This is a genomic window from Vibrio sp. 10N.247.311.47, from assembly GCF_041467535.1.
GTDB classification, from domain to species: Bacteria; Pseudomonadota; Gammaproteobacteria; order Enterobacterales; family Vibrionaceae; genus Vibrio; species Vibrio crassostreae_C.
Window position 1 is genome coordinate 75643 of the sequence record NZ_JBFSUR010000003.1, and the last position, 20739, is coordinate 96381.

Below are 20739 nucleotides of genomic sequence, written 5' to 3' on the forward strand. Positions count from 1 at the left end.
CTATTTAATTATTCTTTCAAATCAGAAAGATAACTCGCTTCAAATTTCACATATATAGCTAAAAACCATCTACTCAACAGTAACGAAATGGAGTTATATTCCATACAAACAACCATTAATAGAATTTAAAACTTTAGCGAACTAAATAATAATTTTTGAGACTTTTCTCCGATACCCAATAAAATCAGCCACTTGATTTGATATGGGACTCAACAAAGGTTACTAAATAAGCGTTATTAAATATAAGATTTGTATCATTTCAGAATTTAATTCGAATTCACTTATAAAAGCCTATGTTCTTTTGAGGTTTTCGGTTACAACTTAACAGAGGATGGCTTGACGGAATCAGAACTCGATGAGTGTATCGAAATCAGAATAGAAATGATCGGTCTAGAAATAGAATATGATCTTGAGAGCCAGTTACTTGCGTGTATGGTTAGTTGATTGCTTAGTAAGTTGGTTATTTAAATAACTTCACTTCTTCGACATAGAATAAGACCTCACAAGTGCGAGGTCTTATTTGTCATTCAAAGCTGCTCATGCAATATCAGCTTTCTTCAATCATTTTTGTTCAGCAAGTGTTTGTGTCGCTTTGGTATTCGTTACATTCGCAGGTTTCACAATCAAACCAATCCCGACAAGAAACAGTATTGATGCAACAACCTGAGCCACAGACAGCACCTCATCATACATAAAGTAACCACTGATCAATGCGAAGATAGGCACTAACAAGGTTAACGGCGCGGTCGTGCTTAAAGGGTATTGGATTAGCAGCTTATTCCATACCCAATAACCAAATAGCGTGGTTGGGTAAGCTTGAAACAGCACCGCAATCGTCGTGTTCCAATCCCACTGTTCGATGCCCTGCCAGATTATTTGGTCACCGTGTAACATCACGGCAAATGGCACTGGAGCAAACAGCATCCCCCAGACATTGAACGCAAAAGCTTGAGTGGTTTTCGATGCCTTAACAATCACGCCCATCAAGGTCCAACTGCACGCCGCAATCATAATCAAGATCACGCCATTAACGGTGACATTACCCGTAGCTGCAGATACCAATACCGCCAATGCACACATAGCTAGCATCGCACCCAATAATTTACGAATAGAAGCACTCTCCTTGAACAACCACACGCCAACCGCCATGCCGATTAATACGTTGGTTGAAAGCAAGACCGATGAAAGCCCAGACGATAAACCAGCAGTGATCGACCATGAAGCCATACCCCAGATACCCACACCGAACACAAAGCCATAACTGACTAAGTAGCGCCAAGCAACAGGCGATCAGCATGTCGACCGTGGTGAGCTGCTACCAAAAACTGGAATCACAAGGTTGGATTCATTCTCGACCGCAAGCGGGATATTTTGTTTCTCCTCATAAACCTGCTCACTCAACCCCAGAGTGGGCACAGTTTGAGAGTAAGGTGTCCAGCGTTAGGCAAACCTCATCGACTCACAACTCAATCAATGGGCCTTTAGGGGTTTCGAGCACCACTAATGATGAGCAGTCGATCGTTGAACTGGAACGAAGTTTTCGTCGCGCTATTAGGCGTATGAGCAACAGGCTTAACCATTACCCAGATACACAAGGTGAGCCGATTTTACGACAGGCATTATCCACTCATTTTGCCAAGCTCGATGTGCACTTTTCACCTGAAGAGATGGTGATTACGGCTGGCTGTATGTCTGCGATTAAGGCCGCACTTAAATCTTACACTAAAGAAGGCGACACCATCGCTATTAGCTCGCCATGTTTCAACGGTATTCTGGAATTGCTCGGACAAATGTCGCGAAAAATCATCGAGATCCCGTCTCTAGATGATGGTGTCGACTTGCAACAACTGGAAGCGCATTTGAAAAATAAACAAGTCGATGCCGCGATCTTTTGTACCTCTCATATGAACCCTCAAGGGATCAACATGTCAGCCACTCAAAAGCAGAAACTGGCTGAATTAGCGAATCACTATCGAGTGCCGATCATTGAAGATGATGTGTATCTGGAACTGTCCTACTCCTCACACACGCCGCTCCCCGCGAAATACTACGACAAAGGCGGTTTTGTCTTATGGTGTGGATCAGTATCGAAAAATTTGTCACCGAGTTACCGTTTGGGATGCTGCTTGCCGGGCAGGTTTATCAACGAATACAAGGCTCAGTTCTCAGCTGCGAGCTACGGCGTTGCCCTGCCCACTCAGCTTGCGGTTGCTGACTTTATTGGATCTGGCCAATACGCTAAGCACGTGAGGAGAAGATGCACTCAGATCTTGTCTTTGCGCCAACAATACCTAAGTTATTTGGCTCAGCACCTTCCTCAAGATGTGAAGATAAGTAATCCACAAGGTGGCATGGTGCTTTGGCTGCAAATCCCAAGCTTGAACCAGTCAGCCTTTGCTCAGGGCATTACCGACAAGAACATTGATATTAGGCTTGGACACCTGTTCAGCACTCTCGACCTTTACAGCAATTGCTTACGCATCAATATTGGGTATTCGTTAGAGGGTGGAGCCAAGCAGCAATTGGATGCCTTAATCGAGCTTATCCATATTCACAGCTAACAGCACGTAGCACGTAGCACGTAGCCTTTCAAAATCCGCTTTTTAAAATGCCTTCGAATGCCGAATTCTAATAGCCTTTTGTCATAAAAAAGAAGGCTATTATTCCTATCTTAATTCGGGTAAAGCCCCGAACCGTAAGGAAACCCACTCGCCTCAAAACCCTTAAATGCTGAGTTTGCAAGCACCCACAAAATTATGCAACTTGGCTAATGACACATCACTTTTTATCGTCAATATACAGCCGTCAGCGCTGGCGTTTTCCTGTATTTGAAGAGAACTATTATGAGTGATAAAACAAAAAACAAACCACTACCTTCCTTTATCGAAGAACGCTTGAACTTCTATATTCAAGACCTGATTACCCAGAACCAAAGCCAAAAGCATTTGGTATTGGGTAAACGCCCCCAGCGCAGTGCCGTTGTGATGCAGAGCAATGATTACCTAGCGCTGTCACACAACAAACAGATCCAACAAGCCCATCAAGCGGCGATCTGTGAGCACGATGACAACGTGGTGATGTCTGCGATTTTCTTACAAGATGAGCAGTCTAAACCTGCGTTCGAAACTGAGCTTGCGAACTATGTTGGAATGGAGAGCTGTTTGCTTTCTCAATCGGGCTGGGCGGCCAATATTGGGCTATTGCAAACCATCTGTCCACCGGGCACACCTGTGTATATTGATTTCCTTGCACACATGTCGCTATGGGAAGGGATTCGGGCTGCCGGCGCAGTTGCCCATCCGTTTATGCATAACAATATGAATCACCTACGCAAACAGTTAGAGCGCCACGGCTCAGGTGTCATTGTTGTCGACTCGGTTTACAGCACAATAGGCACCATTGCCCCACTGCGCGACATCTACGAAATGGCGCAAGAGTTTGATTGTGCGGTCGTCGTTGATGAATCCCATTCACTGGGTACACATGGAGAGAATGGTGCAGGCTTAGTGCAAGCATTGGGGCTCACCAACCAAGTCGACTTCATCACCGTTAGCTTGGCAAAAACCTTTGCTTATCGCGCTGGGGCAATCCTTGGCCCTAAACAACTGTCTAAAACCTTGCCGTTTGTGGCGTACCCTGCGATTTTTAGCTCAACAGTGTTACCACAAGAAGTGGTTCGTTTAGAGAAAACGTTGGAGGTGATCAAAGGTGCGGAAGACAAACGAGAAGCCTTATTCAATCGGGCTAAGTCGCTGACTACGGGGCTAAAGCGAATTGGCTTTAATATCCGCAGTGAGTCTCAAATTGTAGCGCTAGAGTGCGGCAATGAAAGAAACACGGAGCGTGTGCGAGACTTCTTAGAAGAACGTGATGTGTTCGGTGCGGTATTCTGCCGCCCTGCGACTGGCAAGAACAAAAACATCATCCGTTTTTCAGTGAATGCCGATATGACACCAAGAGACATTGACCATGTGCTCACGGTTTGTCACGAAGCGTACCATCACCCCGAGTTAGAGTTCGTGTAACCTTTTTCGAACCATATTTATAACCAACACCAACGGCAGGACTGAATGGACGCTATCATGTCGCGATACAAAAAGAGCCCAGCAATTCGCTGAGCTCTTTCTTGAATCTATGTCTACCCAATGGCCGTAAACTTCAGACTATTACACCCGCTAAATCCAGTGAGCAATTTTATCAAACAGTCGGTTTTTATCGGCAGGTTTAACAATAAAGTCCGACATGCCTGATGATTCCATCTTTTCCAAGGTAACGGGAGAACTGTCACCCGTGTGAGCAATAATCGGCACCGAAGAGTATTCTTTGTCGGCACTGCGAATTCGGCGAGAAGCTTCAACACCGTCCATGATTGGCATTTCAATATCCATTAGGATCAAGTCGATTTCGTCGGTATCAAGCGCATCTAAGGCTTGTTGTCCGTCTTCTTTTTGCACAACATCAAAGCCCTGTTTTTCCAATAACATTGCCGTAAATCGGCGTAGAGATTCATTGTCATCGACCACCATAATCGTACGTTTAGTGGTGGCCTCTAACGGTTTTACAGAAACTGATGGCATCACATAGTTGGAGTCGAAAAGTAAGCGTTCGATGGTCGCCTTGGTATTCAGTAGCCAAACTTGTGTTTCCACCCAAATAGGTTCAAAAGCAACGTTTCGGACACGTTTAATTGGGTGATGTTCATACAAATAGATGATTCGAGCTTCAGTGAATGAAAGTAAAGATTCAACCCTATCGAGGCAACTTGCTCTTAAATCCAAGCTCTCCATGTCAACGAATATCAAGTCGAATTCGAACTGGTATTCCTTATTTTTAAGCGCTGATGCTACATCCAACACCGTGAGCTCAAACCCCATAATACGGGCTACCTCAGTCATTTTATTGGTGAGAACTTTCTGGTCACTCACCATTAGCACAGTCTTAAGTTTAGTCAGTTCATTCTTGATTTCTTTCACCGAATGGGAAGACAAAGACGGAAAAGTCATCGTGAACTGTGTCCATTGATCCACTTCAGACTGACATTTAATTTCACCACCAAACGAGCGCATTACCTTCTGACAAAATGGCAAACCTAAGCCGTAATTACCCGATTGGCCTGTGGTGTAAAAGTCTTGGAAAATACGACGAATGATATCGCTCGAAATACCAGAGCCGTTATCCGTCACCATTATCTGGTTCGTCACTTCATCACTGAACATGGTGACATGAATATGAAAATCTTCAGGGCTACGATGATGGAACGCATTCTTGAACAGATTATACATGACGTATTTCAACAAGGTGTCGCTACCCAAGAACTCAAAGTTACTCTGCACATCCAAGGAGATTGTTGACTTATCAGCAGAGCGCTTGTAATTGAAACTGTCTATCGCATCCTCAACCACCGCTTGCGCTGAATGCTTCTTAAACGTAGATCGAGAGACTCGGTTTTCATCAATTGAAGTCAGTAACAGATCTATCGTTTCGTTACCGGAATGAATGATCTCCATCGCTTCATCGCCCACTTCACGCAACTGAATCACTTCTTCATTGCTTAACGCATATTGCCCTTTTTGATCGCCACTTTTAGGGTTCGGCAATATGGACTGCATGACATCAATAGAGGTAAGTAATCCGCTTAGAGGGTTTCGCATCTCATGGGCAATACCCGCACCAAAAGACTTCGCCAATGACACCTTGTTTTCATGTTCCACCTGATTGCGGAAGTAGAACAAGTTGCCGAATAAGTAGATAAACAAAAAGATTGGCACATGCGTCCAATCCATTGTGAGTTCGAGGTAGAAGCCTTGTGCAATCCAAGCGCACAAGGTAGCAATCCCAATACCGGCAAAGGTTTGTGCAAACATCACTCTCGTCACGTGCACCAATAAAATATGGAGGAAAATAGCCGACATGAATGACATAACCCAAACGTTGGACCAATTATTCATTAGCAGCATGTAGAAGAAGAAACCTGGCAAACAGATAGTTACGGCAACTTGATAATAAGCCGGAAGGTATTTTCGCCATTCAAATGGGACGCGATTGCGAAATATAATGCCAAAGAACAATACCGAGCAAAACAGGCGAAGCGCTAAGTTTTCGTAGGGTTGCGGGAACAAAAACTCCCACACAATGTAGTAAATTGGGAAGCCGACAAAGCCCATCCAACCCACGAGGGTTAAATTCGGTTCTGCGTACTGGTAAACTTTACGAATCGCGTTCATACGAAATACTTTGCTCTCTAAGCCCTGACGTTTATTAATTCTATGATTTGGTTTTTATACTTATATTTTGGCGCCGATTATATTACACATCACGTCCGAGCAGTGAGGTTTCAATCAAATATGTACCAACGCATTTGTTTTTATTATTAAGCGTAGATGAATGATGCACCCTGCTGACGCTTAAATTTAAGTACGAGTGCTTGGTTCAGGGATGGGCATGCGCGGTGTTCTTTTGATAACTGTGTTCAGCTTACCGCTATGTCACTGTTACTCGATGCATTTTTCTTGGAGTATCCCCGTAATCTATCACTGCGTAATGTTGCGTTACCCTGTTATCCCAGATCGCCATTGAGCCGTTGTCCCATTTGAAACGAACTTGAAACTCAGGGCGTCTCGCAATTTCAAACAGTTGGCTGAGTAAAACATCACTCTCTTTGCGGTCGAGTTCGTTGATATAACGAGTAAACTGTTCATTGATACAGAGCGTTTCTTTATCCGTTTCAGGATGAACTTGAACAACAGAGTGAACCACTGGCGGATTCTCCTGTGCTGTTTTAATCAAGGATTTGTGCCAATCGAGATCAATGTCTTCTGATTCTATACCTTCAAAGGCCACAAGCGAATGAGTCGCCGACAACCCTCTCAACTTAGCTTTCATATCTTCATGTAGAGATTCAAAAACCGCAGTCATAGAACACCAGATAGTGTCACCACCAATGCTTGGAATGTGTTGAGCATGCAACAGGGAAGCTTTCGACGGCAAGCTGCGCCACGTTAAGTCGGTATGCCAATAACTTTCCTTTGGCGCATTGCCACGGGTTGTTTCAATCACACTCACCTGTGGCGCACTTTCCACGCGAGGGAAGAAAGGATGTGCAGGTTCTAACGTTCCAAAGCGCTGTGCAATCATCAAGTGTTGTTCTGGAGACAAAGTCTGCCCGTCGAGAAAGATCACTTGATGGGCAATAAGTGCCTGATACACCTTATCGAGTTCATCAGCACTGCATGTAGAAAGCTCTAGTTCGTGAATACGAGCGCCGATGTGAGGAGTAATGGGTTCTATTTTCAACATACTTTCGCTTATTGGTGATATTGAGTTGCAGGGCGGATCTGGCTACTAGGCTAATCTGACTACTAACTGTAAACCGGGTAAATGCTGATTTTCTTTCTCACTTGAAATAGAAAGTCGTCTCTCCGAAACAAAAAAAGAGCTCCTAAGCTGGAGCTCTTTTCGTTTTTTGATACTTCCTGTATCCATAGACAAGTCCAATCTGTAGTACTTTCACTGAAAGCCAGATCATCGATATCTCCAGTTGTGTATCACCAATAAATCTAGCATACAATCTTCAGACTGTTCTGGGACACAACCGAGATAATCAACTCTAGTGCCAAGCCATTTCGCCGCTTAGCACTTTCGCGCCAAGTTCTAAATCGCCTTCCGTAGCCTCAAATTTCGGGTAGGCTTTCTTCATGTAATCACTGATCTCAACCGATGTTGGATTACTTTTGCTCGCCAACGCTTTTTCAATATCAGCCACATAATCCTTCGTGAAGTGAACTGCATTTATTCCTGTTGGCATTTCACCTAAATAGTGACCCGGAATTACAACCTCTGGCTCTAGTGCTTTCATACGCTCCAACGATTGTGACCACTGGCTACGAATCTCTTTCGATGCAGTATCTGCCATCCATACATGCACACCGCTATACACCGACACGCCACCAAACACCGTTTTTTCAGACGGAACCCATAGGTAAGCTTGGTGTGTATTTATCTCTTTCACTTCGATGGTTTCACCTTCGATGCTTAATGTTGTGTCGTTCATCATCATTGGAACAATCACCTTAGAGGGCGCGTTGCCTTCTAATATAGGCCCCCAGTATTCAAGCTTTGCATCTTTGGTGCGTTTGATATGCGCGACAACGGCTTCACTGGCAACGACTTTAACGTTAGGAAATGCCGAAACTATCGGTTCCAAACCAAAGTAGTAATCTGGGTCGCCGCTGCTGATGTAAACCATCGATAATTTTTTGCCTGTGGCTTTGATTTGCTCCACCAAATTTTGTCCGTCTGCGACACTGAATTGTGCGTCAAATAGAATCACTTCTTTCTCACCCGAAACCAATACCGAGCTTGCAGGGAATATCGCGTTCTCACCGGGGTTATAGTGAGTGATGTTCAGATCCACAGCTAAAGCAACACTTGATGCCAGCACGGTTCCTAGGCTTATGGTTCCTAAAAGCATGCTTTTTAATAACAGGTTTTTCGATAACGTATTCATGGCTTTATTCCGATACTTGGAGTTGAACACCTGCCAACTCGTTGAATGTCCAAATATCTTATTTGATTGTTTTTAGATGAAATAGATATCAAATTGACTTTAACTATTGCAGGTTTCGGACATATACTGAGGTCGGTTTAATTCTCTAGGCAATAAAACAATGGATAAACTCGAGGCAATGAATGTCTTTGTCACCATAGTGGAACGTGGCAGTTTGAGCGCAGCGGCAGAGCACCTTGATCTATCACGAACCAAGGTCACTCGTTATTTGGGTGAGTTAGAAACATGGATGGACACACGCTTGCTTCACAGAACAACACGAAGCTTGAGTTTAACCAGCGCAGGTAAAGAAACACTTGAGGTCGCCAGAGAACTTTTGGCACTGGAAACATCCCTAGCTGGGATCAGAAACCAAAACCGAGAGCATTTAAAAGGTCAGCTGCGTATTACTGCGAGCTACTCGATTGTCGATAGCTTCTTGATGGAATCAATTAGTCGCTTCATCGCCAAATGGCCAGAGGTTTCTATCGACATTATCTCGACTGATCAGACCGTCAACCTGGTTGAGTCACGCATCGATTTGGCCATTCGCATAACCAACGAACTGACGCCCAATATTGTCGCGAAGCAGATCGGTGAATGCCGCTCCGTGATTTGCGCATCGCCTCAATATCTAAAAGAGAAAGGCACACCCACAGAAGCCCAAGATCTAGCGCACCACAACTGTTTATCGTTCAGTTACTTTGGCAAAACCGCTTGGACGTTCAATGGCCCCAATGGGCTCGAATCGGTTCCGATTAAAGGGAATATCAGTGCAAACACCTCAGAGGTTCTGCTTTCTGCCACACTCAAAGGCAACGGTATCTGTTTACTGCCCTTCCCTTCAGTGGAAACCTTGATGCGTGATGGTCTATTAGTGCCACTGCTTTCTGAATGGCAACCTAAAACGCTCGGTGTTCATGCTATTTATGGAACGCGTAAACAAGTCACACCGCTGTTAAGAGCCTTTATCGACCATTTATCTGACGAGATGGAACAATCGACAAGTTGGTAGAAGTACGATGCCATCACTAAGGAGGAAAACTTGCCATTAGTAAAACTGATGCAGAATTAAAATCATTAATTTTACTTAACTGTCAGTTGCTTCTATCGTGACTGCATACATCATCAATTAGCTTATTAACGCAGGGAAACTGACTATGACTGCCATTACCGATTTAGACATTTTGTTAAAGTCCATGTCACCAGAACTCATTGAAGGCAACTATGTTTTCTGTACTGTCGACGGAGCGTTAACAGACTATGTTCAGCTCAATCCAATCTCAACTTTTCGTGAGAAAGAAGGTTTAACGCTGGTTCTGGAAGAAGACGTTGCGACCAAAGCTCAGCTAAACTTCGACGGTGTATTTAGCCTTATCACTTTATCGGTACATTCGAGCCTTGAAGCGGTTGGATTAACGGCGGCGTTTGCGACAAAGCTTGGCTCTTACGGCATTAGCGCTAACGTGGTTGCGGGCTACTATCACGACCACATCTTCGTTCAAAAAGACAAAGCAGAAGCTGCAATGAGTGCGCTGAAAGAGTTTTCAGAAGTAGATTAGTAAAGAATTCGATTACTCACAAATACAAAAAAAGCGACGTAATCTACGTCGCTTTGGCTTATTGCTTAACGTGCACTCACTGATCAGGCATCAGTGAGCGAACCAGTTAAGCAAGCTTAAAAGTCGCCACTTTGTCACTTAAGCCAGCGGCTTGGCTCTTAAGTTCGTTCGACTCAGTTAAGCTGTCCTGTGCGCCCACAACTAGGTGGTCGGTAACATCTTTAATGGTCGTCACGTTCTGGGTAATTTCACCCGTCACATGTGTCTGCTCTTCAGCAGCCGTCGCGATTTGAGTCGCCATATCGCTGATCAAAGCAACCGCCGTGTTGATCTCTTCAAGCGCATGCGAAGCTCTGTCTGCATCTTCTACTGAATGTATCGCCAGTTTAGAACTGCTCTCCATAAGCTCAACCGCTTGCGCCGTTGTGCGCTGCAGGATATCAATTGTTGATTTGATCTCTTCTGTTGAAGAGTGGGTACGCTGTGAAAGCACACGTACTTCATCCGCTACCACAGCAAAGCCACGACCTTGTTCACCAGCACGAGCCGCTTCAATCGCCGCATTCAAAGCAAGCAAGTTGGTTTGCTCAGCAATACCTTGAATCGTGGCGAGTACTGTCGAGATCTCTTGAGCATGCTTGTTTAGCTCGCTGATCACATTACCTGCTTCGTTCACTTCATTGGCTAGGTTATTGATAGAACCTTTAGTGTCGACGACCAGAGCGTGACCACTGTTAGTGCTTGTCGCTGAATCTTGCGCCGCTTTTGCTGTTTGCTCGGCATGCGATGCTATCTCTTGCGTGGCGCTCGCCATTTCAGTTACGGCCGTCGCGACCATGGTGATTTCTTGCTGCTGATGATTAAGCTCATCCACCGAACGGTTCGCACGCTGAGCACTTTGCTCTGACTGGCTGTTTAGCTGCTCTGACTGCCCACGGATATGGCCAATCAACTGCTGTAAACTTCCAACGAAGGTATTGAAGTTATGAGCCAACTCGCCCACTTCATCTTGGTTTTCAACATGAATGCGTTGAGTTAAATCACCACTACCATTCGCGATTTGCGCCAGTGCTTGAGATACGTGGTTCAACGGACGGAATAGAATCGTACACAACAGGTTAAACAGTATGGTACATACGATCACCACAAGTAGCGTCACCAACACTTGACCAATCACTGCATCAAATAGTGGCGCAACCAGAGAGTCATGGTTAACAACGCTCACAGTAATCAGGCTCGTTCCATCAATCGCACGTGCGTACAGAACATAGTCGCTGCCATTCAACTCGATAGAAGTGTCTTTACCGCTAGTCAGCGCCTTTTGTACGTCCGCAAAATCTAACCCAAGTGAGCTGATATTTTTGTTCAGTAACTTGGTGTCAGGGTGCGTATAAACCGTGCCTTTATTGGTCGCGATGAACATGTAACCTTCACCTGGAAGAATCACTTGCTCTAGGCTATTAAGAATGTCGGTAATTTCAACATCCGCGCCTAACACAACCTGTTGACCATGTAATTGCATGGCAGTACCCAGCGACACAACGTTCGCCCCAGTTGCTGCAGCAACCGTTGGGTTATCCATGAACACCTTGCTTGGGTTCGCAACCGCATTGGTATACCAACCCCATAAACGGGGATCATCATTGCCCGGCGGCAGTACTACTCCGTTCGCGTTCTTTTGCGAACCATCAGGAAATGCCAAGAAGACATTATCAAAAGATGCTGAGTCACGAACCTGTTTTAGATGAGTCACCAAGCTTTCTTGTTTGGACTCTTTCGAAAGAGAAGTAAGCGCAAGCTCTTTGGATAAGATCCAATCCGATACATATTGATTGTAAGAAGCCGATGCGCCTTCTAAACGCTGTTCAACTTCTGTATCCAACCTTTGCAGTGAAGCACGAAAAGACAATGCCTCGACCAAAATCCCCCCCAGGATAATGGCCATACTGGCTGAAATCGCCAGCTTATTTTTAAGCGAGAGTTTCTTGAACATAGGAAACCTATAATTTGGAAGTAATAAACCGTGGCGAACAAATTGATTGCCAAAGCGGTTTGCAAGCGGGATATATTTTACGCTTTAAAATAAATTAAGAAACCGATGAGGAACTGAAATATTGATATATGTGAGTAAGTGCACGCATCGTAACCCATTGATTTAGAGAATGGTAAACTCTAAATTTTGAATTAATGTGCTAAACATGGTCAGCTGATGAGTGTCTCTGTTTGAGAATAATAACAGCACAGATCGCGCCATGCCGTTAGCTCATTAGGAAGGTATTTAAATGAGTTGAACGTCTGAATAGAAACAGGTTGCGGACAAAGTAGTCAAAAGTTGATCAACCAAAGTCCAACGTTAACAGCAATCGTGTTTCGTCAGATGAAGTGACTGGTGAACGGTGAACAAGGCCTCTATTCTCATTGCCACTCCAACGCTCCCCTTTTAATAACGCAACATCACCACTGGCCATTTTCTGGATGTCAGATTCGTCGTTGTACAGGCCTGAAACAGAATCAAGCTTTCCGTTAGCCCCTAGCCCTAGCTTAGAACGGTCGACTAAGTCGTTTGGCAACCATTGAGTCGCAACACCATGATAAGTTGTCACCAAGCGGCAAGGCACTTGATCAAAATGGAAACGTGGGCACATCGCTTTATTCAGAACGGCTAAACGCAATCCGACTTCTTCAAGCTCAAACAAACAACAGAACATATCCACCAGCTCTGCCATGTTTTCTAATAGCGCTTTAGAGGCGGTGCCATCGGTAGCAAATTCCAACTTATCGAAAGCATTATCAGGTGACACGCTAACAGACTTACTAAAGTTTGGATTCAAGGCGATAAATTCACTAATTGCCGTCGTTAAGCCTTCATCAAACTGTCGCTGCCATACCGCTATATTAATATCACTTTGGTAGATTTCCGCTAATACCGTTGGCTGCTCAGAAGCACTCAAGCTTGGCTTGTGATTTGCCTTATCCTTGATACTCACAACGGAACTAATGTTAAGTGGCTGAATGCTATTCGTTATCAAAGGCTTGGTTAACACGGCATTCATTACGTCATCTCCTTGATGCATGCTTATCGTTTCTCTTTTAATACTGCAAACGTCGTTCACAGTAATAGTGACTTTTAGTTATGTTATAACATAACTAGATTTGCACAAGTAACTTTGCCGATCATGGTTCCAATAATATGGCGATGCTCTACCTTCGTCAGGTAATTTGATGAATGCTGAACTAAGCTTCTATCTATCTTTTTCTAATTTATCTTTAGTTCAAATAAAGATCTCCAAAAATGCACGACTCGAGAGCGTTAAACTTGTGAATTCATCAATCTGGTGACAACTTATGAAAAAACTAATCTCTACACTCGGCCTCCTATGCACCGTTATCTCCGCTCAATCTTTCGCGGAAACGGGCTACACGTTAGACCCCAATTTATCGAATATCACGTTCGCAACCATCAAGAAGCAGTTTGTTGTTGAGCCCGCATCCATCAAGCCTTTATCTGGTGGTCTTACCGAAGAGGGTCAATTTGCCATATTGTTGGACGTAAAAAGTGTGAGTACTGGCGTGGATATTCGCGATCAGAGGCTCAATGAGCTCTACTTTGAATCGATGACTTTCCCTGAAGTGAAGATCTCTGGGAAGGTTGAACCGTCGATGCTATCTGGTGATCCAAAAAGAACAACAGTAGCAGCGGAAGTTACTTTACACGGCGTAACCAAAACGATCGATTTCCCAGTTGTGGTGGTTCCATCCTCAGGGTTTGTCATGGTTAGCTCAGCTTCAACAATCATCGTCAATGGCGCTGATTTTGGGATATCTACAGAGAATCTAAACAAACTTTCAGCGACCGTGGGTGGATTAGCGATTTCCGACCAAATCCCTTTGAGCTTTAACCTACTTTTCGACGAATAATGGGCTTATAACTCTTCCTTTCTGTTCTGCCTCATTTCACATTCATCAATCGTTTAAGAGCGGTGAATGTGAGTAAGAGTACGCTACAACGCAATAAACTGAATTAGGTTTGAATAAACTAAACCAAAATTTCCACTCGATTTCCCCAAGTCGGCCAGATAAACATCCCTCACAAAGTATTAAATTGAGCGTTATATAGGCTCAGAGATGTCGTTGATGTCACATGTCGTTACACAGCATGACGCCTTAAGGCTTTACATCTTGGGCGAGGTAAACAACAATCCCTGAGAATAAATCCATAACATAATGTATTTAGAAATTATGAGTAACACAGAAAACAAAAAATCGAGTCCTCTTTTCGAAGTCGTGTTTAACGTCTTTCTTCCTTCATTCATTTTAATGAAGTTCAGTGGAGATGAGCTTCTCGGAACAGGCTTAGCATTACTTGTCGCACTAGCCTTCCCTATTGCTTACGGTGGCATGGAGTTGATCCGCAACAAGAAGTTCAACTTCATCGCGGCGCTTGGCTTCGTCAGCGTGCTATTAACGGGCGGTATTGGTTTCTTTGAGCTAGACACTCGTTGGTTAGCACTAAAAGAAGCATTAATCCCTGGTCTAATTGGTTTGGCGGTTCTTGGCTCTACCTTCACCCGCTACCCGTTTATCCAGAAAGTTATCTTCACACCGGCCCTGTTAAATATCTCTCTTATTGAAGAGCGCCTAAAGCAGCTCGGTAACCAAGCAAAGTTTGATCGTTGTCTAATGACATCCAACTACCTATTCGCGAGTACTTTCGCATTTTCTTCAGCTATGAACTACTTCCTAGCGACTTGGATTGTGACTAGCCCTGCTGGCACCGCTGCCTTTAATGAAGAACTTGGCAAGCTGACACTTTACAGCTACCCAGCAATCGCCATCCCAAGCATGCTGATGATGTTAGGTATTTTCTACTACATTTGGCGTCAAGTTCGCACGATGACATCACTAGAAACAGAACAAATTTTTATTACTAAATAGTTCTGAATTAACAAATCGCTCTGACAGCACAACATGAAGCCCAGCAATTAAGCTGGGCTTCTTTGTTTTTACTCTTTCGTTATCAACGTGATAGATGACAGCTTCGATTTGGATTATGAATCGAACGGGCAACCCTAATGCTCTTTTCTCAAGTAAATTTGGGCAACATGTCTATAAACCAATAATAATCAATGAATTGCATTGATTGAACCGACAGATGCTTTTATAGTCAATTCTGTTGGTTACTTTACAAAGCTCTACCCGCTCACTGACATTATTTCAATTGCTGTTGATAAGATCGCATAAGCTAGGTGCTAAAGGTAGACGCCAGCCGTACTCAATAAGGAATATAGATTATGAACAAATCTCAATTAGTTGAACACATCGCGACTTCTGCAGACATCTCAAAAGACCAAGCAGGCACAGCACTAAATGCGCTAGTTGAAGGTATCTCTACTTCGCTTGCGAACGGTGATGACGTATCGATCCTTGGATTTGGTAGCTTTAAAGTTAACTCTCGAGCTGCTCGCACTGGTCGTAACCCGCGAACCGGAGAAGAGATTCAGATTGCCGCATCAAAGACGCCAGCATTTAAAGCGGGCAAGGCACTAAAAGAGACGTGCAACCTGTAACACAAAAAACACAAGGAAGATTACGATGACGACTAAGGAAAAAGCGAAAACGAGCCGAAGCAAAAAAGCAGGCAAGTCGACTAAAGCGCAAGCCGAAACGCCTAAGACTCGTCAACGCATTGAAGAGCTTCTCGAAGAGCGTGAACTGGCTAAACTGTTAGAACTTTAGTTTATATAAGAACTAAAGTTTAGGTTTAAGCAAGGTGATAGTTTGTTATCGTTCTAATGCCACTGCAGATTTGTAGTGGCATTTTTGATTTAGGAGCAAGCGCCTCTAATAAATAACATTGATACCCCTCCCCACTAAAGCGACAAACACATCTGTCCAAAATCTGAACGCTAAGTAACTGATTGAGTTACATAGCTATACATATCCATACTTACCCAAATCACCTTTTTCACTATCATCATTTTCTTGTTATTGGTGAGATTATTGGAAGGGTTCATGACACGACTATGTTCGAGCAATCCTTCTTCTTTGAGGTGATTATGAATGTCGTTCGCATGGGGATTGAAGCAAATACCCATAAAAATAAGGGTAAGTACAAAGCGATAGTTAAGTTTACTATTCGAGCCCTGTTTTATTATTCAGCTACTCGAAAAATGAGTAATAGTTTCAACTCTGAAGAGAGAAAGTTATTATTTATCAAGCAACCCAACTTCCTTTCTAAATTTGTGACTCCCTACTTATGTACTGGCTTTAGCAATAAAGAAAAGATCGATATCTTATCCAAACACTACGACTGGTTTGAAAACACCTTCGCAACAGAAGCTAGACACCAAATCTATAACGAAAGGCTCAATCTTTTAAAACTTGAGATAGATGACAACGTTTATCTGGTTAATCTCAGCTTCGAAAGAAACGCGAGAAAAGAAGGTGAACTGACAATTTCATTGACCAACTCTCAACTCGAAAAAATGTATACCATTTCGTTTACTGTTTTCGACAACAACATCTACATCGGCGGTATACAGGGTGGCGCCAATGACAATGGATTTAGCCGCACATTCACCAAAGCTTTTTACGGTTTAAGACCTAAATCCTTCATGGTAGAAACACTACGACTGCTCGCTATTAACTTGGGTATCGACAATATCTATGCGGTAAAAGAGTCTGGTCATGTCTCGAACTCATTACGCTACGGTAAGAAAAACAAAGACATCAGCCTTAAATACGACAGTCTGTGGGAAGAGCACGATGGACAGGTGCATGATAACTATTTCTATCGTCTCCCGACAAACCCGAACAGGAAAGATCTTGAAGCTCTAAAACGTCAAAAGCGTAAGTTGTATCGCGAGCGTTATGCCTGGCTAGATCTGTATGAACAAGATCTGAAGAACGTAATCAGTCAGCACATCCATGATCCTGTTCATTATGCTCATGACAGTTAATTTGGCTAACCTGTACTCGACTCGCTAACGCGTATTACCTTTACTAGCGTGCTTTAGTCTAATCACAGCCCTTGGACCAAACGCTCAATCCCGAGGTGATAGCTTTAAAATAAATATTAGACAATGCTAATTTACATCTTTATAGTATCTAGGTATTTCGAAAACTACTCAATCGCCGGCGACCAGCCAGTACTGATCATTAAGAAGATACAAGCTCTATGCTCGGCAATTTGTATAGTTAAACTTAGAGACAGTAATAGGTAAACGTATGACTAAAATTGTAATCATCGGTGGCGTAGCTGGAGGTGCTTCAGCTGCTGCACGCGCTCGTCGTCTTAGTGAAGAAGCCGAAATCATAATGTTTGAACGAGGACCATTCGTCTCTTTTGCCAACTGTGGATTGCCATACCACATAGGTGGCGATATCGAGGATAGAAGCAAGCTTCTGTTACAAACACCTGAAAGCTTCTTAGCTCGCTTCAACGTTGACGCACGAGTGATGAACGAAGTTACCTCTATTGATCGCACCAATAAAACCGTTACAGTCAAAAATCTTGTTGATGGTAATCACTACAGCGAGAGTTACGACTTCTTATTACTCAGCCCTGGAGCCGGTGCCGTCGTTCCTCCCATCTCAGGAATCGATAACCCCCTCACCCATTCACTACGCAATATTCCAGATATGGACCGCATCATCGAAACAATCCAAATGAATAAACCTGAGCACGCGACAGTTGTTGGCGGTGGCTTTATCGGCTTGGAAATGATGGAAGCGTTTCATCAGCTTGGGATCAAGACTTCGTTGATTGAGATGGCTGACCAAGTAATGACGCCAGTAGACCGGGAAATGGCCGGCTTTGCCCATGCGGAGATTCGTGACAAAGGCATCGACCTAAAACTCGGCGTCGCGCTTGAGTCTGTGAAATATATACCTAACGAACACATCGCAAGTTTTGATTCAGGCGAGAGCGAGAAGCACCAACACATAGAGGGTGAATTAGAATTAACACTTAATAATGGCGAGTTATTAACTACTGATATCTTAATCATGGCTATCGGTGTGCGTCCTGAGACTAAGTTAGCAAAAGAAGCAGGACTTCAAATTGGCGAACTAGGTGGTATCTACACCAATGAAATGATGCAGACTAGCGATCCTAGCATCTACGCTGTGGGTGATGTGGTCGAAGAAAAAGACTTTGTCACAGGTGCACAAACTCTAGTTCCGCTTGCTGGCCCTGCTAACCGTCAAGGTCGTATGGCTGCCGACAACATGCTCGGACGCAATGAAATCTATCAAGGTACACAGGGCACAGCTATCTGTAAGATTTTTGACCTAGCCGTTGCCTCAACAGGGAAAAACGAAAAACAGTTGAAGCGTGAAGGCGTCAACTATGAAAAAGTCTATGTGCATACCGCAAGCCACGCTAGCTACTATCCTGGCGCTGAGATTGTCTCGTTCAAGATGTTATTCGCCCCTAAGACAGGGAAAATACTAGGTGCGCAAGCCGTCGGTAAAGATGGCGTTGATAAACGCATTGATGTTATGGCAGTAGCTCAACGTGCAGGTATGACCGTTGATCAGCTTCAACACCTTGAATTAACCTATGCACCACCTTACGGGAGTGCCAAAGACGTGATTAACCAAGCCGCATTTGTTGCCAACAATATTATTAAAGGTGACGCGACACCTATTCATTTCGATGAGATTGCAACATTAAGCGACAACCAACTCCTACTCGATGTTCGTAACCCTAGCGAACTAGAAAATGGTGGCTTTATTGAAGGCGCAATCAACATTCCTGTCGACCAACTGCGTCACCGCATGGACGAACTATCAAAAGACAAAGAGATTGTAATCTACTGCCAAGTCGGGTTACGTGGTAACGTGGCTTATCGCCAACTCGTCAACAACGGCTTTAAAGCACGCAACTTAATCGGTGGTTATAGAACACTCATGTATGCAAAAGCTTAAGGATTAATACTTAGTCGCCGGTAATGGTGCGCGGACACTTACGGGCTAGTTGCTAGTTGCTAGTTGCTGAGAGAAAGTCGCTCATAAATAGATGCGAGTAGTTAATAGTAAACATTGAAAAACCGAGCTTGGCATTTAAGTAAGTGCCAAGCTCTTTTATTATTCGTAGGAGTCAATAAAAGCTTGCAGTGCTCGCTGATCGACAATTTCTAACCCTTGCTCTCCTTTTCTGATGAAACCTTTGTCTAATAGGTCTTTAACCGCTCTTCGATACACTCTGCTCGATGTGCCAAAACGTTCCGCTTCTTGATTCACTTTATCGAAACCGCCTAACACAGTATTTGTCTCGCTTTGAACCAATAAGTCGTAGGCAATGTTGTAGGTAATTGAGTGTAAAAGACGGTTAGTGTAAATACCCATAGAGTCTTGATAATCTTCCGCCAATGCAGAGGCAAAGAAGAACATCATCCCCGGATTTTCAAGTAGTGCTTCTGCTAATCTCTGAATGCAAATAACATCAACTTGCATGTGTTCATCAGCCACTACGTTCCACTGACAAGGGGTCTGCGTGAAAAACTCCATCTCACCGAAGATATGGTAATCACAATTCACTTCGCCCAATTGAAAGCGTCGCCCATTAGCCGCGGAAATACTCATAGAGACTCTTCCTGCGGGCACTACATAAAGATACTGAAGCTGCTCACCTTGACGTAGGATTTCATCATTTTGATTGAAGTAACGAGAGTTAACTTGGTGTTGGTAGATGAGATCTCTAAATTCAGAGCTTTTTTGTTCTAAGTAGTTTTTAAAGCGTCCGCTTGAGTATGGTGCAATCTTCATACTTACTCTCTCATTGCATTACTGCTGTTTATATTCAAACGATTGTAACCACTTAAACCACAGGAGAGAACCCAATAAAAAAGAGACGGTCTCCCGTCGCTTTTATTGTTGTTTTTCGCCAGAACCTTATTGTGCAATTAATGCTTCCAGTGCCGCTAAAGATGCTAGCCGCTCTCCTTGCATCATTGCCTCAGCCTCATCGACATATTGCCCAACGCCCTCTTTTACATCTTGTTCATACAAGACAACATTGTTCAAGATAGAAGCTACATTAAGCCCTCTCAAGCGTCCAACGGTAAACAACGCGGATGTTTCCATGTCTGCACCTAAAATGCTTTTGCCATTCCAGTACTGACAAAGCGCCTTCTCGTCATCGGTATAAAAACTGTCGTGTGAGCGCACTGTTCCTAAATAGTAAGGTGTTGACTGCTGCTGCAAGAACCCATCTAGCTCTTTGAGCAGGGAGAAGCTTGCATAAGCGGGATACGACGGTTTAACGTAAGCCGCAGATCCCCCCTCATCACGAACCGCGCCCTCTGCAATAATTAGCTCACCAAGCCCGATATGTGACTGCATTGCGCCTGCAGACCCTACTCGGACAATATGAGTCACACCACAAAACTTAAGCTCTTCTACCGCAATGATCATTGAAGGTGCACCAATGCCCGTGCTGCAAACCGATATCGCTTTACCTTGATATTGACCAGTGAAGATTCGATATTCACGGTTTTCAGAGACCAGTTCAGCATGTTCAAGCAAGTTAGCGATTCGATTCGCTCTATCTGGCTCACCACAAACAATAACTAACGGAGCAATTTGCGTTTCATCAACGCAGATATGAGGTTGCTTTGCCATCTTCAC

At 43.9% G+C, this 20739-nt stretch carries 16 protein-coding genes and 3 pseudogenes; 11 read left to right on the forward strand and 8 right to left on the reverse strand.

The features are described from left to right. Positions 1 to 306: 306 nt before the first annotated feature. Positions 307 to 444, forward strand: a pseudogene (locus AB6E51_RS03095) (GTP-binding protein); the annotation flags it as partial. Between the two features lie 117 nt (positions 445 to 561). On the opposite strand, the pseudogene AB6E51_RS03100 reads toward AB6E51_RS03095, so the two are convergent. Then, positions 562 to 1284 (reverse strand): annotated as a pseudogene (locus AB6E51_RS03100) (DMT family transporter); the annotation flags it as partial. Between AB6E51_RS03100 and AB6E51_RS03105 the strand changes: the two are divergent. Both AB6E51_RS03105 and cqsA read left to right on the forward strand, forming a co-directional pair. Next, positions 1275 to 2561 (forward strand): annotated as a pseudogene (locus tag AB6E51_RS03105) (PLP-dependent aminotransferase family protein); the annotation flags it as partial. The pseudogenes AB6E51_RS03100 and AB6E51_RS03105 overlap by 10 nt on opposite strands. A 282-nt stretch (positions 2562 to 2843) precedes the next feature. Beyond that, positions 2844 to 4025: an alpha-hydroxyketone-type quorum-sensing autoinducer synthase gene (cqsA, locus tag AB6E51_RS03110; protein ID WP_372058472.1), complete on the forward strand. Its 1182-nt coding sequence runs from the start codon at positions 2844 to 2846 to the stop codon at positions 4023 to 4025. Positions 4026 to 4175: 150 nt separating this feature from the next. Here cqsA and AB6E51_RS03115 read toward each other — a convergent pair whose 3' ends face one another. The 3 genes from AB6E51_RS03115 to AB6E51_RS03125 all read right to left on the reverse strand — a co-directional run bounded on the left by AB6E51_RS03115 (position 4176) and on the right by AB6E51_RS03125 (position 8506). Then, positions 4176 to 6224 (reverse strand): response regulator, encoded by a 2049-nt coding sequence (locus AB6E51_RS03115; RefSeq protein ID WP_372058473.1) that lies wholly within the window; start codon positions 6222 to 6224, stop codon positions 4176 to 4178. 256 nt (positions 6225 to 6480) lie between these two features. Continuing rightward, positions 6481 to 7296, reverse strand: a complete 816-nt coding sequence (locus tag AB6E51_RS03120; protein ID WP_017059123.1) for a TauD/TfdA family dioxygenase — start codon at positions 7294 to 7296, stop codon at positions 6481 to 6483. 310 nt (positions 7297 to 7606) lie between these two features. Then, positions 7607 to 8506 carry a Vmh family MBL fold metallo-hydrolase gene (locus tag AB6E51_RS03125; protein WP_372058475.1) on the reverse strand — a complete coding sequence of 300 codons (900 nt, stop codon included), beginning with the start codon at positions 8504 to 8506 and terminating at the stop codon, positions 7607 to 7609. 160 nt (positions 8507 to 8666) lie between these two features. Between AB6E51_RS03125 and AB6E51_RS03130 the strand changes: the two genes are divergently transcribed. Together AB6E51_RS03130 and AB6E51_RS03135 are read left to right on the forward strand one after the other, a co-directional pair. Then, the gene (locus AB6E51_RS03130) at positions 8667 to 9560 is read left to right on the forward strand and encodes a LysR family transcriptional regulator (protein ID WP_017059121.1); all 894 of its coding nucleotides are present in this window, start codon (positions 8667 to 8669) and stop codon (positions 9558 to 9560) included. Positions 9561 to 9705: 145 nt separating this feature from the next. Continuing rightward, positions 9706 to 10107: an ACT domain-containing protein gene (locus AB6E51_RS03135; RefSeq protein ID WP_017069835.1), complete on the forward strand. Its 402-nt coding sequence runs from the start codon at positions 9706 to 9708 to the stop codon at positions 10105 to 10107. A 106-nt stretch (positions 10108 to 10213) separates the two neighbouring features. On the opposite strand, the gene AB6E51_RS03140 is transcribed toward AB6E51_RS03135, so the two are convergent. After that, positions 10214 to 12100, reverse strand: a complete 1887-nt coding sequence (locus tag AB6E51_RS03140) for a methyl-accepting chemotaxis protein (RefSeq protein WP_372058477.1) — start codon at positions 12098 to 12100, stop codon at positions 10214 to 10216. A gap of 343 nt (positions 12101 to 12443) precedes the next feature. Then, positions 12444 to 13160, reverse strand: coding sequence for a DUF1826 domain-containing protein (locus AB6E51_RS03145; protein ID WP_372058530.1), 717 nt, complete (start codon positions 13158 to 13160; stop codon positions 12444 to 12446). 292 nt (positions 13161 to 13452) lie between these two features. Here AB6E51_RS03145 and AB6E51_RS03150 point away from each other — a divergent pair, with 292 nt between their 5' ends. The 6 genes from AB6E51_RS03150 to AB6E51_RS03175 all read left to right on the forward strand — a co-directional run bounded on the left by AB6E51_RS03150 (position 13453) and on the right by AB6E51_RS03175 (position 19038). Continuing rightward, positions 13453 to 14025 (forward strand): YceI family protein, encoded by a 573-nt coding sequence (locus AB6E51_RS03150; RefSeq protein ID WP_372058479.1) that lies wholly within the window; start codon positions 13453 to 13455, stop codon positions 14023 to 14025. 321 nt (positions 14026 to 14346) lie between these two features. Further along, positions 14347 to 15042, forward strand: a complete 696-nt coding sequence (locus AB6E51_RS03155; RefSeq protein ID WP_136974849.1) for a VC0807 family protein — start codon at positions 14347 to 14349, stop codon at positions 15040 to 15042. A 356-nt stretch (positions 15043 to 15398) separates the two neighbouring features. Further along, positions 15399 to 15674 (forward strand): HU family DNA-binding protein, encoded by a 276-nt coding sequence (locus tag AB6E51_RS03160; protein ID WP_017059113.1) that lies wholly within the window; start codon positions 15399 to 15401, stop codon positions 15672 to 15674. A 25-nt stretch (positions 15675 to 15699) separates the two neighbouring features. After that, complete coding sequence (locus tag AB6E51_RS03165) at positions 15700 to 15843, forward strand: hypothetical protein (protein ID WP_017059112.1); 144 nt, start codon at positions 15700 to 15702, stop codon at positions 15841 to 15843. Positions 15844 to 16163: 320 nt separating this feature from the next. Further along, on the forward strand, positions 16164 to 17066 hold the full coding sequence (locus AB6E51_RS03170; protein WP_229647246.1) for a VirK/YbjX family protein: 903 nt from the start codon (positions 16164 to 16166) through the stop codon (positions 17064 to 17066). Positions 17067 to 17334: 268 nt separating this feature from the next. After that, on the forward strand, positions 17335 to 19038 hold the full coding sequence (locus tag AB6E51_RS03175) for an FAD-dependent oxidoreductase (protein ID WP_372058480.1): 1704 nt from the start codon (positions 17335 to 17337) through the stop codon (positions 19036 to 19038). 159 nt (positions 19039 to 19197) lie between these two features. Here AB6E51_RS03175 and AB6E51_RS03180 read toward each other — a convergent pair whose 3' ends face one another. After that, the gene (locus tag AB6E51_RS03180) at positions 19198 to 19878 is read right to left on the reverse strand and encodes a Crp/Fnr family transcriptional regulator (RefSeq protein WP_136978221.1); all 681 of its coding nucleotides are present in this window, start codon (positions 19876 to 19878) and stop codon (positions 19198 to 19200) included. 126 nt (positions 19879 to 20004) lie between these two features. Then, complete coding sequence (locus AB6E51_RS03185; RefSeq protein ID WP_372058483.1) at positions 20005 to 20733, reverse strand: nucleoside phosphorylase; 729 nt, start codon at positions 20731 to 20733, stop codon at positions 20005 to 20007. Between the last annotated feature and the right edge of the window lie 6 nt (positions 20734 to 20739).

Excerpts from the sequence above, each read along its gene's own strand:
- cqsA (WP_372058472.1), top strand. The coding sequence starts at position 2,844 with ATGAGTGATAAAACAAAAAACAAACCACTACCTTCCTTTATCGAAGAA.
- AB6E51_RS03115 (WP_372058473.1), bottom strand. The coding sequence starts at position 6,224 with ATGAACGCGATTCGTAAAGTTTACCAGTACGCAGAACCGAATTTAACC.
- AB6E51_RS03120 (WP_017059123.1), bottom strand. The coding sequence starts at position 7,296 with ATGTTGAAAATAGAACCCATTACTCCTCACATCGGCGCTCGTATTCAC.
- AB6E51_RS03125 (WP_372058475.1), bottom strand. The coding sequence starts at position 8,506 with ATGAATACGTTATCGAAAAACCTGTTATTAAAAAGCATGCTTTTAGGA.
- AB6E51_RS03130 (WP_017059121.1), top strand. The coding sequence starts at position 8,667 with ATGGATAAACTCGAGGCAATGAATGTCTTTGTCACCATAGTGGAACGT.
- AB6E51_RS03135 (WP_017069835.1), top strand. The coding sequence starts at position 9,706 with ATGACTGCCATTACCGATTTAGACATTTTGTTAAAGTCCATGTCACCA.
- AB6E51_RS03140 (WP_372058477.1), bottom strand. The coding sequence starts at position 12,100 with ATGTTCAAGAAACTCTCGCTTAAAAATAAGCTGGCGATTTCAGCCAGT.
- AB6E51_RS03145 (WP_372058530.1), bottom strand. The coding sequence starts at position 13,160 with ATGAATGCCGTGTTAACCAAGCCTTTGATAACGAATAGCATTCAGCCA.
- AB6E51_RS03150 (WP_372058479.1), top strand. The coding sequence starts at position 13,453 with ATGAAAAAACTAATCTCTACACTCGGCCTCCTATGCACCGTTATCTCC.
- AB6E51_RS03155 (WP_136974849.1), top strand. The coding sequence starts at position 14,347 with ATGAGTAACACAGAAAACAAAAAATCGAGTCCTCTTTTCGAAGTCGTG.
- AB6E51_RS03160 (WP_017059113.1), top strand. The coding sequence starts at position 15,399 with ATGAACAAATCTCAATTAGTTGAACACATCGCGACTTCTGCAGACATC.
- AB6E51_RS03165 (WP_017059112.1), top strand. The coding sequence starts at position 15,700 with ATGACGACTAAGGAAAAAGCGAAAACGAGCCGAAGCAAAAAAGCAGGC.
- AB6E51_RS03170 (WP_229647246.1), top strand. The coding sequence starts at position 16,164 with ATGAATGTCGTTCGCATGGGGATTGAAGCAAATACCCATAAAAATAAG.
- AB6E51_RS03175 (WP_372058480.1), top strand. The coding sequence starts at position 17,335 with ATGACTAAAATTGTAATCATCGGTGGCGTAGCTGGAGGTGCTTCAGCT.
- AB6E51_RS03180 (WP_136978221.1), bottom strand. The coding sequence starts at position 19,878 with ATGAAGATTGCACCATACTCAAGCGGACGCTTTAAAAACTACTTAGAA.
- AB6E51_RS03185 (WP_372058483.1), bottom strand. The coding sequence starts at position 20,733 with ATGGCAAAGCAACCTCATATCTGCGTTGATGAAACGCAAATTGCTCCG.